Source organism: Petralouisia sp. (assembly GCF_056822245.1).
Window position 1 is genome coordinate 44,568 of record NZ_JBQIOP010000004.1, and the last position, 16,006, is coordinate 60,573.

Annotated in this window: 15 protein-coding genes; 1 reads left to right on the forward strand and 14 read right to left on the reverse strand. The window is 45.9% G+C overall.

Annotated elements, in window-relative coordinates; all coding sequences use genetic code 11:
- Nucleotides 1-94: 94 nt before the first annotated feature.
- The 6 genes from ACTO17_RS02730 to ACTO17_RS02755 form a co-directional block, all read right to left on the reverse strand.
- The gene (locus tag ACTO17_RS02730) at nucleotides 95-1,045 is read right to left on the reverse strand and encodes an AEC family transporter (RefSeq protein ID WP_482556808.1); all 951 of its coding nucleotides are present in this window, start codon (nucleotides 1,043-1,045) and stop codon (nucleotides 95-97) included.
- A gap of 26 nt (nucleotides 1,046-1,071) precedes the next feature.
- Nucleotides 1,072-1,347: a hypothetical protein gene (locus ACTO17_RS02735; RefSeq protein WP_482556809.1), complete on the reverse strand. Its 276-nt coding sequence runs from the start codon at nucleotides 1,345-1,347 to the stop codon at nucleotides 1,072-1,074.
- Between the two features lie 196 nt (nucleotides 1,348-1,543).
- Nucleotides 1,544-3,292, reverse strand: a complete 1,749-nt coding sequence (locus ACTO17_RS02740; protein WP_482556810.1) for a hypothetical protein — start codon at nucleotides 3,290-3,292, stop codon at nucleotides 1,544-1,546.
- Nucleotides 3,293-3,340: 48 nt separating this feature from the next.
- Nucleotides 3,341-4,381 carry an MBL fold metallo-hydrolase gene (locus ACTO17_RS02745; RefSeq protein WP_482556811.1) on the reverse strand — a complete coding sequence of 347 codons (1,041 nt, stop codon included), beginning with the start codon at nucleotides 4,379-4,381 and terminating at the stop codon, nucleotides 3,341-3,343.
- A gap of 88 nt (nucleotides 4,382-4,469) precedes the next feature.
- Nucleotides 4,470-4,646 carry a hypothetical protein gene (locus tag ACTO17_RS02750; RefSeq protein ID WP_482556812.1) on the reverse strand — a complete coding sequence of 59 codons (177 nt, stop codon included), beginning with the start codon at nucleotides 4,644-4,646 and terminating at the stop codon, nucleotides 4,470-4,472.
- Between the two features lie 74 nt (nucleotides 4,647-4,720).
- Nucleotides 4,721-6,127: a sodium-dependent transporter gene (locus tag ACTO17_RS02755; protein WP_482556813.1), complete on the reverse strand. Its 1,407-nt coding sequence runs from the start codon at nucleotides 6,125-6,127 to the stop codon at nucleotides 4,721-4,723.
- 318 nt (nucleotides 6,128-6,445) lie between these two features.
- Here ACTO17_RS02755 and ACTO17_RS02760 point away from each other — a divergent pair, with 318 nt between their 5' ends.
- The gene (locus ACTO17_RS02760) at nucleotides 6,446-7,609 is read left to right on the forward strand and encodes an ATP-binding protein (RefSeq protein ID WP_482556865.1); all 1,164 of its coding nucleotides are present in this window, start codon (nucleotides 6,446-6,448) and stop codon (nucleotides 7,607-7,609) included.
- Nucleotides 7,610-7,819: 210 nt separating this feature from the next.
- On the opposite strand, the gene ACTO17_RS02765 is transcribed toward ACTO17_RS02760, so the two are convergent.
- The 8 genes from ACTO17_RS02765 to ACTO17_RS02800 all read right to left on the reverse strand — a co-directional run bounded on the left by ACTO17_RS02765 (nucleotide 7,820) and on the right by ACTO17_RS02800 (nucleotide 15,909).
- On the reverse strand, nucleotides 7,820-8,443 hold the full coding sequence (locus ACTO17_RS02765; protein WP_482556814.1) for a fibronectin type III domain-containing protein: 624 nt from the start codon (nucleotides 8,441-8,443) through the stop codon (nucleotides 7,820-7,822).
- A complete protein-coding gene (locus ACTO17_RS02770; protein WP_482556815.1) occupies nucleotides 8,379-8,993 on the reverse strand; it encodes a hypothetical protein in 615 nt (204 codons plus the stop codon). The genes ACTO17_RS02765 and ACTO17_RS02770 overlap by 65 nt, the downstream gene beginning before the upstream one ends.
- Complete coding sequence (locus ACTO17_RS02775; RefSeq protein ID WP_482556816.1) at nucleotides 8,944-9,231, reverse strand: hypothetical protein; 288 nt, start codon at nucleotides 9,229-9,231, stop codon at nucleotides 8,944-8,946. The genes ACTO17_RS02770 and ACTO17_RS02775 overlap by 50 nt, the downstream gene beginning before the upstream one ends.
- Nucleotides 9,232-9,404: 173 nt before the next feature.
- Complete coding sequence (locus tag ACTO17_RS02780) at nucleotides 9,405-10,250, reverse strand: histidinol-phosphatase HisJ family protein (protein ID WP_482556817.1); 846 nt, start codon at nucleotides 10,248-10,250, stop codon at nucleotides 9,405-9,407.
- Between the two features lie 47 nt (nucleotides 10,251-10,297).
- Nucleotides 10,298-11,326, reverse strand: coding sequence for a galactose ABC transporter substrate-binding protein (locus tag ACTO17_RS02785; RefSeq protein ID WP_482556818.1), 1,029 nt, complete (start codon nucleotides 11,324-11,326; stop codon nucleotides 10,298-10,300).
- A gap of 42 nt (nucleotides 11,327-11,368) precedes the next feature.
- Complete coding sequence (locus tag ACTO17_RS02790; RefSeq protein ID WP_482556819.1) at nucleotides 11,369-12,343, reverse strand: sugar ABC transporter substrate-binding protein; 975 nt, start codon at nucleotides 12,341-12,343, stop codon at nucleotides 11,369-11,371.
- Nucleotides 12,333-14,324: a cache domain-containing sensor histidine kinase gene (locus tag ACTO17_RS02795; protein WP_482556820.1), complete on the reverse strand. Its 1,992-nt coding sequence runs from the start codon at nucleotides 14,322-14,324 to the stop codon at nucleotides 12,333-12,335. Before ACTO17_RS02795 ends, ACTO17_RS02790 begins: the two co-directional genes overlap by 11 nt.
- A complete protein-coding gene (locus tag ACTO17_RS02800) occupies nucleotides 14,305-15,909 on the reverse strand; it encodes a response regulator (protein ID WP_172537467.1) in 1,605 nt (534 codons plus the stop codon). The genes ACTO17_RS02795 and ACTO17_RS02800 overlap by 20 nt, the downstream gene beginning before the upstream one ends.
- Between the last annotated feature and the right edge of the window lie 97 nt (nucleotides 15,910-16,006).

The window sequence follows — 16,006 nt, forward strand, 5'->3', positions numbered from 1 at the left end:
TTTCCATAAGCCGTAGTTTGTAAAAATCTATATTTTCGTTTATAACTAACAACAACATGCCCGCCTAAATACCTCTCACTCGAAAGTGCACATATTACATCACGCTAATTCCCATCATCCGGCAAATTGCCGCCACGGCTGGGATGGCTGCAACTGACAGGAGAGTTGTCACTGCTACGCCTCTGGAGGACAGTTCGCTGTCGCAGTCATACTGCTGGGCCAGCATGGCAGTCATGCTTCCCACGGGAGTTGCCAGGACTACCAGGCAGACGCCCAGCAATATGGGGTTATCCACAAACCAGGAAAGGGCCCACATGCTGATGATGGGAATCAGCAGCAGCTTCACTCCTGAAAATATCAGAAGCCGCACATCCGTCACCAGCTCCCGGAATGACATCTGGCCAAAGGAAGCTCCGATTACCATCATACTCAAAGGAGCTGTTAAATCTGCAAACATATCAAAAATCTGAGTGAAAATTTCCGGCAGATGTATATTTCCAAAGTACAGAATCAATGCCCCAACAGCTGACAGCACTCCCACATTTACAATTTTCTTCATGCTGTTCAGAAATTTTCTGCCAGGTTTTTCATTACCTGCCGAATTCTGATCCAAACACAAAATCCCGTAGGTATAGATCAGCACATTGTAGAGCAAAACAAACAGCGCCGCATACAAAAGCGACTCTTTTCCATACAATGCGGACAGCAAAGGAAATCCCATAAATCCAATATTAGAAAATACCGTCATTACCCGGTACACTCCATACTGGGACTTATCCACACGAAGCAGCCACGGAAGAACTGCTGCAAGCCCAATCAGGCATGCAAAGATAATCAGCGCAACCAGAACCGTAAGCGCCAGATCCCCCGGCTGTATCCGGCTGTCCCCGGACACACTGGCCAAAATCATGGAGGGATTGGCAATATTCACCACAATCCAGGATACTTTTTTACAGGTATCCTCATCCAGAACTTCTTTTTTTTCCGCAAAAAAACCTGCCAGCATAATCAAAAATAATACCAGCATCTGTTGTAAAATTATCATATTTTCCTCCTGTCACACAAGTCCCGCTAAAATCTGAAGCCTTTTCTTTGGCATCTCATATTCCGCTTCCCATCCTGCAAACCAGAAAACTGGTTAAAATCCATCAGCGGATGCAGGCGCACCGGCTGATTTGTCCTGTTGTCCACCAAGAATCCCCAGTTTCCCCAATGCCGATCTGCATTTCCCACCAGATAGTCCAGAAGATTCATCATATCATAAGAATATCCGTCCAGTTTTAAAATATACTCCTCCACATTGATCTCATGGTTGCAGGCATAGATTTGAAATGCTTCTCTGGACACAATACTATATTCCTTTGTAGTCATAATCTGACTGGCAGAAACTTTTTGCCCTTCAAACTCTTCAATGTCCTCTCCCTCCTCCAGCTACAGAGAAAAGGGCAGAAACTCCGGCTCGTATATCCTGCAATGCCCATGGGTATCCACCTTGGCAGTTATTTTTTCACCATGCATAATTTCATAACTGCATGTTTCCATTTTAATACCTCCCTTTTCTGGTATCCCGCATTCCAAACCCCCAAAGCTCCTGATGAAATGCGCTTCGCCTGGAATATCTGCTCCGGTATGCTTCCAACGTTTTAGCTTTCGCACCCTCTTCGCCCCTGGACTCCTTCACTTCCCCCAGAGCCGCAGCGAAAGCCGCACACTCCCCGTAATACTTCCTGCGGTTATTTTCCATAATTCCTGTCACCCGCAGTTCCACCCAACGTTCCAGTTTTCGGATGATTTCCACCGCTTCTTCCTCCGGCATCCGCACATGCTCCCGCCACTTTAAGAACTTCTGCCAGAAAAACTGCTGCTCCTCTAAATCTGTGCTTTTACCGGTTCCCTTTAAGTAACTTTCTTTATCAAACTGAATTGAATTTAAAGCTCTTCGGCACATGCTCCCGCAGCCTGCCGGGAGACTCTCTCCCTGATAAAAATACAAAAACAGGAGAGCCATGCCTTCTTTCATAAAAGTAGATGACCAGCCCAACGCCTTTCTCTCATTCATTCCTCTATCTATCATCTCACGGATTTTTCCGGTGAAAAACAGCATTGTAAAATACATATTGCGGCTGCCATAATCATTCGTCCTGCCGCCTGGCACATTGTCAGAAACAATACCCATAAAAACCTGTTTTGCTCCTTTCTGACTTTTTCCGTATTCCTCTGACTCCAATACCAGACGGAGATAATTCACCGGACTGCTGACGGAGCGAAAGGCCTCCAGCCAGCACCGCTCGGCTTCCTCCTGATCCTGCAGTTCCAGGGCAAATTCCGCTGTAACAAGAGCTGCCTGGCTTCTTACCTGCCGGTCTGTTCCAATGCGTGATACTGCTTCTTTTCCAATTTCCATTCCCTCTTTGGCCTGTCCGCCTGCCTTGTACTGTTCCAATACCTGTAAATACAGTTTGGGATGGTTATCCGCATATTTTCTCGCCGCATCCAGCAGAAGCTTTGGGCTGTCTGCCAATGAAACGGCTTCCTTTATGAGCCGCTGTGCCATTTTGCCGGAAACATTGCCCAAATATCCAATCCATAATCCCAGAAATTCCTGAAAAAATTCCAATTCTTTCGGACTTTTCTGCATCATCAGTTCCAGAGTGGCTTTCTCACTGGCGGTATTTACAAACATCCAGTAAAGAGCCTTGGGCTTCTCTTCCAGATCATTTCCCCAATAAGCTGACAAAAGCGCCTCCAGCACAAACTTCTCATAATCAACAGAAGCGATCTTTTGTTCGGCCAAATCTTTCAGGGAAAAATCTGTTTCAGCGTAATCTCCCTCTGCGCAGATTTCCATTGCCAGAAGAAAATCTGCCAGTTCATAACATTCCTGATACAGTTCTCTGTCTATGCATTTATGTACCAGGCTAACCCCTTCCTCAATGTCTCCGCAGATATTTTCCGGATCTTCGTAGAAAAATTCTTCTCCTTCACCGTACCAGTCATCATATTCTTCATTCAGCACTTCCTGCAGCATTACCTCTCCATCATGGATTCGTTCTAACTTATCCATGTTCTTTCGAATGTCCGCCTTCAATTGTTCCTTATCAGATGCATCCTGCCTGCTGATTTCTTCCCTGTCCGTACTTAAACCTGAAAAAGAATTTAAGCGTTCCAGAAACTCTTCCCTTTTATACTCCGGAACGCTGCGTGCACAATCGTGCAGGAATGCCGCCAGATTTTCCGATGGCATATTCCCTGTAATATTATCTGTTTTCCTGATAAATTCTGTGAAATTCATATTTTGCCCCTTGCCTTTTCATATGTATGTTAAAATGACCTGAATCACTTACTTATTTCTGAAATTATAAGAATCTTCCGTCAAACCATTAAGCTCACATGTGTAAATATTATACATTTTTCCCGAAGCTTCCCTCTGTTTTCTTACCACTTTCCCTTTTTCTATCAGGTACTCCAGATGGGACAACGTTTCTCCTACTGCAAACCATTTCTGTTTCTCCGGCGCCTGCTCCCAGCTTTTTCCACGCAGAGACCAGGTAAGCCCGGCTGCGATTTCATAAGCGCCTCCCGGCTGCTTTTTTATAATTTCCAGAATTTCCTCAAGACGCTTTTTATGGTGCAGTTTGATTTCTTCTACCCGCTGCCGCAAAGTTTTATCTGAAAGATTCCGGTGGGCCGGAAATGCAGTTTTCACTTCATACTCCAGAATCCTGTCCAGATTTTTCAGATAACACCCCAGAGGATTTTCCATTTCAGGCCAGTTTGTAATGTTGGGAGTAATGTCAAACAGCACATGGTCTGAGGTAAACATAATTTTTTCTTTTTCCAGATAGCAGCACATCAGGCCCGGTGTATGTCCCGGCATCTCAAGGGCGGTCACTTTCACAGACCCTACCAAAATCTCATCTCCGTCCTGAAGCTCTGTCACCGCAAATTCCCGATTGGGCATGTAGATCTTGGCCGGATTTTTGTTTTCCGCCTCATAATATTTTTCCGGCGGATATCCTTCTGCCAGATACATCAAATCCCGTAGCTGGCGGATGGCGCCCGACATCAGCTTCTGAAGATACCGATGCTCTGTTTTTTCCATATAAATACAGGTGTCCGGATAATCAAAATACTGAGCCAGTCCTGAATGATCCGAATGCAGATGCGTCACAAAAAGCCTGGTATGCTCCAGGGAAATTCCCAGTTCCTCCAATCCCTCCATCAATACCTGCAGACACTCTTCATTGCGGAAGCCTGTGTCAATTACCAGACTTTCCCCGCCGTCCATAATTACATAACAATTTAAATTTTTCAAAGGATTTCCCGTCAGGGGAATATCGATTCGGTAAATGTCCGGATGCTGAAATACCTGTTCTGTCATATTATCATCCTTTCCAAAATTATTCTACCACATTATATTTGGAAACGCTATGGCTGTTTTTCTGCCGCCTCACTGCTTTTATATAATATCATGCTTCCACCCCTGTCTCGTCCCGCAGGGTCCAGGCCGTTTGTGGGTTCATCAAAACCAGGGCTTTCTCCACCAGTAAGCGGCTGATCTGCCCTGCCAGCTCCACCAGAACAGGATATCCATTCAGAGGAAATCTGTCTGTGATCTTTAAAAGCTGCAAACAGAAAATTTTCATTCAATCTCCATTTGCAGCATTCCATCCTGCCAGTATCAGCAATGGTTCACCTGTGTACCGGCATACCATTCTCTTTAAATAATTGTCAAAATTCCAATAGACTTCAGCAGCAGAATCACCAGAAGCGCAGGCGCAATAAAACGCACCATCACAATATAAAGCTGCTTCCTGCCGAATCTGCACCCGGTCTTTTCCACTTCGTCAATAATCGTCTTAGGCATTACCACCCAGCCAATCAGGATACATGTTCCGATTGCCACCAGCGGCATCAGACAGTTGTTGCTGATATAGTCCATAATATCCAATACCTGGGCATGGGCCCCGTTGGGCAGCACAATGTCAAAATACAGTTTGTTATAGCCAAGGCACACCAACACGCCTCCTGCCAGCGCAATCACCGTTTCCAGGATTGTGGCTTTGGTTCTGGACATATGGAACTGATCCATAAAACTGGACACAACCGCTTCCATTACTGATACCGCGCTTGTCAGGGCAGCGAATAATACCATGGCAAAAAACAGCGCGCCTATCAGATTTCCAATCCTGCCCATGGAGGAAAATACTTTAGGCAGCGACACAAACATCAGACTGGGACCGGAAGCCTCCATCCCCGCTTGTCCCATAAACGTATACACAGCCGGAATAATCATAACCCCTGCTAAAAATGCAACCGCTGTGTCAAAAATCTCAATCTGGTTGATGGATTTTACCAGATTTGCATCATCTTTCACATAAGAGCCATAGGCAATCATAATTCCCATAGCCACGCTGAGGCTGAAAAACAACTGGCCCATCGCATCTAAGAGAACTGTAAAAAATCCTTTCACGGTCAGCCCTTCAAAACTTGGAATCACATAGATCCAGAATCCTTCCAGTCCGGTTCTGGTAACTCCTGATTCATCTGTGGCATGAATCGTCAGGGAAAAAGCAGAGATTCCAACTACCATCAGAAGCAGCAGCGGCATCAGCACCTTTGAAAAAGATTCAATCCCGTGGTTCACGCCCCGGTAAATAATCACCGCCACAACCAGCAGAAATGCAATCATAAATATCAGCGGCTCTGCCGTTCCCGTAATGTACCCCGTAAAATATCCGTCTGCCGAGGCGCTGCTGCCCTGCCCGGTCAGATATGCCAGCAGGTATTTCACCACCCAGCCGCCGATCGCGCTGTAATAAGGCATAATAATCACCGGCACCAGACAGGCCAGTATACCCAGAAATCCCCACTTTTCCTTCAGCTTTCCATAAGCTGTCAAAGGGCTCTGTTTCGTTTTCCTGCCTATGGCAATCTCAGTGGTAAGCAGCGTAAATCCAAAGGTCAGCGCCAGTATCAGGTAAATCACCAGAAACAGCCCGCCTCCGTCCTTTGCCGCCAGATACGGAAACCGCCAGATGTTTCCCAATCCTACTGCGCTTCCCGCCGCCGCAAGCACAAAACCAATTGATCCTGAAAATGAATGTCTGTTTTTTTCTTTTTCCATTTCTTCTATGGGGAAATTCCCCCGCTCCCTTCCTGTAAAATTAAATAAACTGTTCCCATTATACTATAGGTCAGCTGGATTTCAAACCTTTTCTTCAAAATTTTAAAGAAAAACTGATTTCTTGACATTCCAATAAAAAATGATTAAAATAAATTTACACTTTAAATTACTCGTTCATGAACACAGAAATTTTCCGAATTTACAGTGTCATTTGCCAAAGGGCTAACCGGGCATATAAGCAAAGGGGGAATTTATTTGTACATTCAGCGGCATTTGGAAAAACAAATCAAAAAAGCATCTGGATATTATCCTGTAATCATGGTATGTGGCCAACGGCAGGTAGGAAAATCCACGATGCTGAACCGCATCAGAGAAAAGGAGCGCCGTTATGTCACATTAGACGACGGAACCGCAAGAAGACTGGCAGAGAAAGATCCTGCGCTTTTTTTTGAAACCTATGGTTCCCCCCTTTTGATTGATGAATTCCAACGCGTACCGTCACTTCTTCTGGAAATGAAACGCATCGTCGATCAAAAGGCACTGGCCGGGGAAGACAACAGCGGAATGTACTGGCTTACCGGTTCTCAGAAATTTCATATGATGAAAAACGTATCAGATTCTCTGGCCGGCAGAATCGCTGTATTTGACATGTCCAGCCTGTCCGCTGCAGAACTTGACGGCAGGAAAGCCTGTTTCTTCCACCCCTCCATGGAACATCTCTGCGAAAGAATGCAGCATTTTCAGCCTAAAAATATCCACGAAATCTATCAGCGGATATTCCAAGGCGGCATGCCAAAGCTGATCTCCGCAGATCTAGACAGGGAGCGCTATTATATGGATTACGTCAATACCTACTTAGAACGCGACATCAAAGAACTGGCGTCTGTGGGAAAACTCAGTGAATTTTACGATTTCCTGGTATTTCTGGCAGCCAGAACCTCCATGGAACTGAAATACAGTGAAATTGCAAATGCTATCGGCATATCCTCCCCTACGGTAAAAGAATGGTTATCCATTCTGGAACGCTCCGGCATTATTTTTATCCTGCGTCCCTACTTTAGCAATATCACAAGCCGGTTGGTGAAAACGCCAAAACTGTACTTTCTGGATACCGGCCTTGCTGCGTATCTTTGCAGATGGCCCGATGCCCAAACACTGGAATTCGGCGCTATGGACGGGGCGTTTTTTGAAACCTATGTAGTCAGTGAAATTATAAAAAACTATTATAATGCCGGGAAAAGGCCAGATTTCTATTATTATCGGGATGTTGACGGAAAAGAGGTGGATTTGCTGTTCACAATAGGAAATAAATTATATCCTTTCGAAATTAAAAAAGCAAAATCTCCAAACCATGCGGACAGAAATTTTTCCGTACTGAACAAATTAAAAATGGATGTTCAGCCAGGAATCATTCTGTGCATGGCAGACGAAATGCTCCCTTACAGCCGCGATACATGGTATTTCCCTGCAGCGGCAATTTGAATTGGGGAAACCCTTCCATACGCAATGCGAAAAAGTGGGCGCCGCAAAACCATCAAATTAGATGATTGAGGGATACCCTCGCTCTATGCACAGAAATGGAGCTGTTGCTCCGTAGATTATTCATCTACTTTTGCAACAGCCCCTTCTTTATATAGAATTATAGATTATTTGATCTAACCCAAAATCAAATCTATAATTTCTAACCGTTTTTTATTTCTTTACGCTTTTGCTCTGTTTTGTTTTACTCCATGAGCCATACAAGATTTTCGTCTTTCCTCCTGTTTTCACCGTTTTGTAAGAACGTACGCGGAAATAATACTTTTTTCCCGGTTTCAGCTTTTTAACTGTTACAGCTGTGGTTTTAATTTTTTTCACCTTGATCGTTTTAATGCCTTTTTTTAAGTTTTTGTTCGTACTGTACTGGATCTGATAACCTGTCGCTTTGGTATCTTTTTTCCAACTTACCGACAATTTTTTTCCTTTTAATATTTTAATAGATTTCAATGTCTGTTTTTTAGGTTTTACCGTTATAGTTACTTTTACACTTTTCTCATTATAATTACTGGTAGAAGCAGCCTTAATAGTGATTACTGCAATGCCTGTGCCCTTTAAAGCCACCTTCCCTTTTTTATCCACTATGGCAACTTTTTTATTAGAGCTGCTATAAGTTAAGGCCCCATTTCCTGCTGTTCTCTTGGCCTTTAATGAAAAAGCCTTGCTTCCATAAACTTTTGAATAACTTTTACCGCAGGAAATAATCTGGGACGCTTTACCAATGGTTAACAGGCATAGTCCGCCCAGATAATTTATAACGGTTGGATATATCATATTCATAGGTCACTTCTTCTGGAATACTTGCCGCATTTTCCCACATAATGCCATTTGCAACAGCTGTTCCGCTGGAAAGGTTTTTCACTTTTACAGGATCAAATCCACCATATTGAGACAGATTCAATACATACTTTCCAGAAGCTGCGCCACGAACACTCTCTGTAATCTTTAATTCCTGAAAATCCGCATCCTTCGTCCTCGTTACCGGTTCTCGTTGAAAATCCTCTGCGGATGCCTCAAGCACCTGGTTGTCCAACTGGACATTCTCCAATACTTCATTTTCCCCTGCATCTAAACTTGTCAGCGCACCATTGACGCAGGTTAAATCCGTAAGCATCGCCTTATTGTTTGACAAATCCAGAGAAACGATCGGATTATCGGAACATGAAAACCATTTCAAAGCAGGGTTTTTCCCTGTATCTATGGTGGCTAATTTGTTTTGTTCACAATACAGGGACTGGAGCGCAGTATTGTGAGTAACGTCCAGAGTTTCCAATTTATTGTCAGAACATGTCAATCTCTTTAAAGCGGCGCGGAAAATTACTTTCATCAATCGGCACTGCACCGTCTGACTCCGCCAATGCCTTGATTTCATTGGACTCCATTCTTTGTAACGGCTGCTCCCATTGATTGAGCACCGAATCTTCCAGTATAATTTCCTGGTTTTCTTTTTCCATCTCTGAAGCCTGTACCTGGAGAACGTTACTGTCCCCCACACACAAATTCAGAGAACTGGCTGCAATAGCAAAGGATGCTGCTAACGCAACCGCTCGCTTCCTGTTTCTTTTCATATTTTCTCCTATTCTGAAGATGCCGCAACAAATTAATTGCAAGCTGCGTTTTCCGCCAGTTTTTCGGCATCTTCGACATATTTCTGACGGAAATTTCAAGTTATATACAATATAGCACATCAAGCATTAGAATACAATGCGCCCTTCTTAATTCTTTTGCATACATAATACCTCTATAATTTCTGATAAATCGGCACCATCTCATCATACGTACAGAAATAGCCAAATCCCAGGCACTTTAACAGCTCCTTCCCTTCTTCAATATAGGCCCCCAGATGCCCCGGCTGATGACTGTCGCTTCCAACAGTAACAATCTCCCCGCCCAGCTCCCGGTACAATTTCAGTATCTCCACAGACGGGGTGGTATCCATAAGCCCATACCGGCGGTAAGAAGTATTCAGCTCCAGTCCTTTTCCATCCTGGATTACTGTTTTCAGGATTTCAGTAACTATGGGCCTGACCTTTTCAAAAGGATAGATCCCTTTCAGATCATAACGGGAAATATGATCCAGATGTCCCAGGACGCTGTACTCCTTGTACTCCCTGACCACATTCAGAAGCTCCTGATAATAAAGCTCATTGTATTCCCTCTGGCTTTTTCCCTTCTGAAACTCCTGGGTCCAGAATTCTTTGTTTTCCACCTGATGCACAGATAAAATAATAAAATCCAGGGGATTTGCGTCAAAAAGAGCAGAATGCAGCAACTTTTCAAACTGGGGAATGGTATGTCTTTGGATTCCGAATTCCAGCCCCATCCTGATGTCAATCCGCGTCCCGTAAATCTGCCGCAGCTCCTTTATTCTGGCTGCATATGCAGGATAATCCACATTCAAATACTGTTTATCCTTCTGTTCTGGTAAAGACAGCGGGCGCTCCCTGTCTTTTTTCACGCCGTAATCCACATGATCGGTAAAACAGATTTCATCCATCTGCATTGCTATGGCGTCTCTGATTACCTCCTCCAACGGATATACAGAATCATTGCTGAATTCTGTATGCACATGATAATCTGCAAACATATGATTCCTCCTGCCAAACATATTTCAGAGAGTGTTTGAAACATTCTCTAATACAAAAATTCCCTGACATTTTCTTCCGTAACCTTCTGATAGGGCAGATAAATGTATTTTTCATTCTCAAAGGCCAGTTGATCCATACCCGTCCCGGTCACCGCCGCTACCGCCAGATTTCCAATGGCCCGGGCCTGCCCTTCTTTGTCATTGTAGACGGTGGCCTCCACCTTTCCGTCAATAACCGCTTCCAGTCCGGCCTCCGTTCCGTCAATACCGAAAAACACAGGCAGAGCCGCCTCCGAATAATTCAGCTTCTCATATGCGTCAATGGCCCCCAATACCATGGCGTCATTATTGGCCAGTACCAGTTCAATCTGATTGGGATACTGGCTGAGAAGCTGCTGCATCCGGTTCTGAGCCTGGGCCCGGTCCCAGTTTGCAATCCCGGAGCCTAATTTATCCAGGGAGATCCCTTTGCTTTTCAGGGTATCCGCAGCGCTTTCTGTACGGATAATGGCATCCTGATGCCCCGGCTCTCCCTCCAACACCACATATTGAATCTTTCCATCCCGATTCCGGTCTGCCTGGGCATTTTCTGCAATTGCATCCGCGGCCAGTTCTCCCTGCATTTCCCCGGACTGCTGAGCCTTAGCTCCAACATAATAGAGTTTTTCCCACTGCATCATGTCCTCCGCCACCGGCTCCCGGTTAAAAAAGATAATAGGCACATCATTTTCTCTTGCCAGGTCAATGATCTCTGAAGGATCTGCCCGATCCACCAGATTTACGCAGAGCACATTGCAGTTCATGTCAATCAGCTCCCGGACCTGATCGTCCTGGGTACGCTGGGAGCCTGCCGCATCTCTTACCAATACAGTAATCTCAATGCCGCTGTTTTCCAGTTGTTCAAACTGCTGCTTCAAACAGGAAACCAGTTCCCCCAGGAAAATATCGCTCTGATTGTAACAGGCCACTCCCACCTGAATTTTCTCCGGAACCTCCGGCTGCTTCCTGCCGCAGCCGCAAAACAGAAGAAAAAACATACAGCACAAAATTACCGCAAAATATCCTTTGCTCTTCATAACCAATCTCCATTCCAATATCCGGCAGCCATTCACAAATTTTCACTGGCTCATCGTAAACAGAAGCTCCTGATTTTCTTCTGAAAATAGATTCTCCCTGCGCAGCACCGTACAGGAAACCGTCTGGCTCTGCACCGGGTAAAAGAAATGCTCCAACTTCTCCGCCAGTTCCATCAGGCTTTGATATCCCATATGAAATCCATCCGGCACAACCAAACTCTGCACTGCATCTGTATCCAGATAATAGACGGCCTCTGTGGAGTTTCCGATACCGTATACCAGTGCGCCGTGGAGATCATTGGAAGCGGAAGCTTTTCCCGCGGCTGTCAGGCTTCTGTCATCCAACGCAGCCACAACATCCACCTTCGAAAGAGATTTCAGGGAATCTTCCTCTTCCTCCCCAAAGGAACCGGAAACAGACCAGCGCACCTTAGCCCCTCTGCCTTCCAGGGCCTTTCGAAACCCCCGTTCCCGGCTGACTGCAGCCGCAGAATTTCCATCCTCTGATAGAATCCCAACTACTTTCCCTTCTATGTTTTTGCCGTAATCTCTGCACACTTCCTCTGCAAGTAACTTTCCGGCCTCATAATTATCCGGCCCCGTCACCGGAAGCAGGGAATTTTCTTCTTCCCAGGCGGCCGCGCACAGAGCTAACATAACCGGGACTTTTTTCTCCATCCTCTTTAACATTTCTTCCGTTTCCTGTCCCGGAACCGGCTGCACAATCACGGCGTCCGCCCCGCCGATGATTTCCGCTTCCACCAGCTGCATTTCTTCTTCCGGAGTCAGAACAGTTCCTGTGCTTACAATAGAGAGCTCCATATTCCGATCCTCCGCCGCCATCTTAAGGCCGTATTTAAAAGACGCCCACTGGCTGCTGTCGGAATTCTGGATAATCACCGCCACCTGGTAGCGGCTTTCCCCGTTTCTCTCCCAAAACATGCGGGCCGCCAGTCCAATCAGCATCAATGCCAGTACAGATTCCACCAAAATAAAAATTTTCCTGTTATCCTTCATGACGCAATTCCTCTCTGCCAAGCAAATATCCCTTTTCCAGAATCTTCCTGTTCTCCTCTGTAAAGGCCACCGCCGGAATACGGATGGACACTTCCGTTCCTTCATCCAGTTCACTGACCACCTTCAGCCCGTATTCTTTTCCGAATAATATCTGAATGCGTTTGTTGACATTGACAAGGCCAACCCCTGACCCATGCTGCCGTTTTCTGCCGCTGCCTGCCATTCCTTCTTCTGGACCGCCGCCGGCCGTTCCTTCTGCCGCCCCGCTGTCTGCTATTCCTCCTTCTGGACCGCCGCCGGCCATTCCTTCTTCTGCCGCCCCGCTGTCCGGCCCGTATCCCTGCTTTTTGCTGTTGTCTGTCAGCAGCGAATCAGCCATTTCTCTGGTCATCCCCATGCCGTTGTCTGAAACCGTCAGAATCACCGTCCCCTCCGAAAGCCTTCCGGTCACCCGGATTTCGCCGGCGTCCTCCATGCCGGCCACTCCGTAATTGATGGCATTTTCCAGAATGGGCTGTAAAATCAGTTTTACCGTACAGCAGGAATCTATGGCCGGCTCCAGATCAAACTCCACGGAAAATGCATTTTTATAGCGGATTTTTTGAATGTTCATATAACTTTTCGCATGCTGCAATTCATCTTTTACTGTAATAATTGTACGGCCTTTGGAAAGGCTGATGCGAAACAGCCTGGCCAGTTCCGAAATCATAAAAGAAGCCTCCTCATTCCTCTCATCCTCCACCATCCAGATAATGGAATCCAGGGTATTATAGAGAAAATGCGGATTGATCTGGCTCTGCAGCGCGTCCAGTTCGCTTTTTCTGCGCTCATTTTGCTCTAAGACAATCTCTTTCATCAGCTTGTCAATCTGTTCATAGGAAGTCTGGATGGAATACCCCAGATGCCTGATTTCCTGGGAGCCTCCAATATATATTTCCGGCGTTTCCCCCGCTTCATACTCCGCCACCGAAGCATTCAGCTTTAAAATCGGACTGGAAATTCTCACTGACACCACCCGGTTGACAAACACAAGCATCATTGCCATAAAAATCATGAAAATACTGAAAAAGTGCCGGATGTTAAACATTCCATAGGTAAAAGCGGAATAGGGAATTACCCCCACCAGTTTCCATCCCGTATAGCTGATGGTATTGACAATCACTTTCCGGCGTTCCCCTTCAAAATATTCATCATATACGCCATCCTTACAGGCTGCGGCCTGCCTGCTGCTTTCGCTTCCAATGCCATTGCTGATCTGAATCTGGCGGGTATGATAAATAATCTGCCCGCTGCCGTCACACAGGTAGAAATACTGCCCGTTGCCGGCTTCGTTTATCTGCTTCATCATCCGTTCAATGCCGGAATAATCCATATCCACCAAAAGCACGCCCCACCGGGGCACTCCATGATCCGTCAGCTCCACCATCCGGCTTAAAGAAATCACCCAATAATACCTGAGCGCCCCGTCGTCAAACAGATTTTGGATATGGGGCGTGGAAAAATGCATGTTTTCCACTTCTTCCCGGGCATTTTCGTACCACCCCTGCCTGGTAATATTGGGATCTTCTTTCTGCAGCACCACAGGCTCCGCCGCCATCAGGCTGCCGTATTCATTGTAAACGGCGATACTGCGCAGATTCTCCCGGTTGGCTGCATACAAAAGATTCATCCCCTGCTGAATTTTTTGATTCTCCCTGGTAAAGTCATTTTCCTTGATCACATTATAGTAGATGGAATCCGACACCCTCCGCATGCTGACCAGGTAATCCTCCAGGTTCTCTCCCGCCTGTTCAATCAGCTTCTGAGTGCCGGAAATAAGCTCCTGCCGGGCTGAAGCGGTGAAACTGAGATACATGACCACTCCTAAAATCAGCAAAATAGAAAAAGAGATCACAGAAAACACAATCATAATCGTAGACTGGATTCCCCGCAATTCCGGTTTTTTTAAAAATTTGAAATACTTATTTCTCACCCTTTGCATGCTCCGTTCTGTATTTTGACGGGGAAGCCCCAAACCGCTTTTTAAACACATAACTGAAATAATTGGGATCAGAATACCCCACCTGACTGGCAATCATATAGCTTTTCTCACTGGTTTCGATCAGAAGGCGGGCCGCCCGGTCCAGACGGTAATCCGTCAGATATCCGATAAATGAATTGCCTGTCTCTTTTTTGAATACTGTGGAAAAATAGGAGTTGGACACCCCCAGAGACGCACAGATATCATCCAGGGAAAGATTGGCGTCCGCATAGTGATTCTGCACATACTCCACAGCCCCGGTGACCAGAGATTCCGTGGAACTGCTCCGCACACGGATTAACTGCTCCCGGAAAGAAAGACTCACCTCCAACAGCCAGTTTTTCAACGCGTCCGGGTCCATGTCCATCAGGCTGCCATACAGCGTTCCCATATCCTCTGCATCCTCTCCCATTGCAATGTTGTTATTGGCAGAAAACCGCAGCAGCATGCTCAGCAGCTCCATCCGTTCCATATAGTGCTGCTGCAGCGGTTTTTCCGTAAATGAAAGATTCAGAAAATACCGGTTTACTGTCTCTGTAATCTCTTCCTCAGAACCTACCCGTATCATCCGAAATAAATCTGACAGTTCCCCCTCACTGAAAGCAGCAGGACGCTCCATCTTCTGAGGAACAATTTCTTTCATATTGATGGCCCTGGACGCGCCGTAAACTGCCCGGTAAGAAACTGCCTCCCTTGCGCTGCTGTAAGACTGGGGCAGTTCCAGGATATGTCCGCATATCTGGCCGATTCCTACCGTGACAACAGCTCCAAGCATGCGCCTGGCATACCTGCAGAACCGGTCGCATTCATCCGTCAGCTCCCAGACTTCATGCTCGCTTCCAAGCTGCAGGATAAGCACGGTATTTCCAAGATAAGCAAAACTTTTTGCCTGCCACTTTTTCCCAAGTCTCTCCTTAGCATGCTCCCGGACGGAGGCAGCAAGCAGCAGCGGATCAATGGTTCCTGCTTCCTGACTGGAAGAAATATGAATTACCAGGCAGCAGAAAAAAGGCCCTGGAAATGAAAGCTGGCAGTCTGAAAGATATTTGGAAATCTCATCCTCGTGCACTCTGCCCTCAATCAGCCCCGTATAGAAATCAGCCCGCAGAAGAGGAAGGGATTCCAGATAATACTTTTTCAGAATCTCCACATTGCGCTTCTCACTGATCTCCTGATCCAGTTTTATTTTCAAATGGGAAAATACTTCTTTCAGTTCGGCAGAATTTACCGGTTTTAAAATATACTCCTCCACCTCCAGATGAATGGCCTCTTTGGCATATTCAAACTCGTCAAAACCTGTAAACAGCAGAATTTTCGTGGCCGGAAACTCTGTTTTCACCCGGTTGGACAGCTCCATGCCGTCCATATAGGGCATCTTAATATCCGTCACCAACACATCCGGCTGATATTCCTCCATCAGCTCCAACGCCTTCACGCCGTTGCCGGCAGAGCCAATCACGGAAAATCCCAGTTCTTCCCAGTTCAGTTTACGCATAATCACCTGTATCACTTCTTCTTCATCGTCCACTAACAGTACAGTATACATATCCTTATCTTCCCCCATATCCGGTATTGCTGTCTTAAAACTACATTTTACCTAATTATAACAAAAGGGGCAAAAAAAGTAAACGCTGCTGAAAAAT

What these genes read in the sequence shown, in the direction of transcription:
- ACTO17_RS02730 (WP_482556808.1), bottom strand. Translation starts at nt 1,045, where the DNA reads ATGATAATTTTACAACAGATGCTGGTATTATTTTTGATTATGCTGGCA.
- ACTO17_RS02740 (WP_482556810.1), bottom strand. Translation starts at nt 3,292, where the DNA reads ATGAATTTCACAGAATTTATCAGGAAAACAGATAATATTACAGGGAAT.
- ACTO17_RS02745 (WP_482556811.1), bottom strand. Translation starts at nt 4,381, where the DNA reads ATGACAGAACAGGTATTTCAGCATCCGGACATTTACCGAATCGATATT.
- ACTO17_RS02750 (WP_482556812.1), bottom strand. Translation starts at nt 4,646, where the DNA reads ATGAAAATTTTCTGTTTGCAGCTTTTAAAGATCACAGACAGATTTCCT.
- ACTO17_RS02755 (WP_482556813.1), bottom strand. Translation starts at nt 6,127, where the DNA reads ATGGAAAAAGAAAAAAACAGACATTCATTTTCAGGATCAATTGGTTTT.
- ACTO17_RS02760 (WP_482556865.1), top strand. Translation starts at nt 6,446, where the DNA reads ATGGTATGTGGCCAACGGCAGGTAGGAAAATCCACGATGCTGAACCGC.
- ACTO17_RS02765 (WP_482556814.1), bottom strand. Translation starts at nt 8,443, where the DNA reads ATGAATATGATATATCCAACCGTTATAAATTATCTGGGCGGACTATGC.
- ACTO17_RS02775 (WP_482556816.1), bottom strand. Translation starts at nt 9,231, where the DNA reads ATGAAAAGAAACAGGAAGCGAGCGGTTGCGTTAGCAGCATCCTTTGCT.
- ACTO17_RS02780 (WP_482556817.1), bottom strand. Translation starts at nt 10,250, where the DNA reads ATGTTTGCAGATTATCATGTGCATACAGAATTCAGCAATGATTCTGTA.
- ACTO17_RS02785 (WP_482556818.1), bottom strand. Translation starts at nt 11,326, where the DNA reads ATGAAGAGCAAAGGATATTTTGCGGTAATTTTGTGCTGTATGTTTTTT.
- ACTO17_RS02790 (WP_482556819.1), bottom strand. Translation starts at nt 12,343, where the DNA reads ATGAAGGATAACAGGAAAATTTTTATTTTGGTGGAATCTGTACTGGCA.
- ACTO17_RS02795 (WP_482556820.1), bottom strand. Translation starts at nt 14,324, where the DNA reads ATGCAAAGGGTGAGAAATAAGTATTTCAAATTTTTAAAAAAACCGGAA.
- ACTO17_RS02800 (WP_172537467.1), bottom strand. Translation starts at nt 15,909, where the DNA reads ATGTATACTGTACTGTTAGTGGACGATGAAGAAGAAGTGATACAGGTG.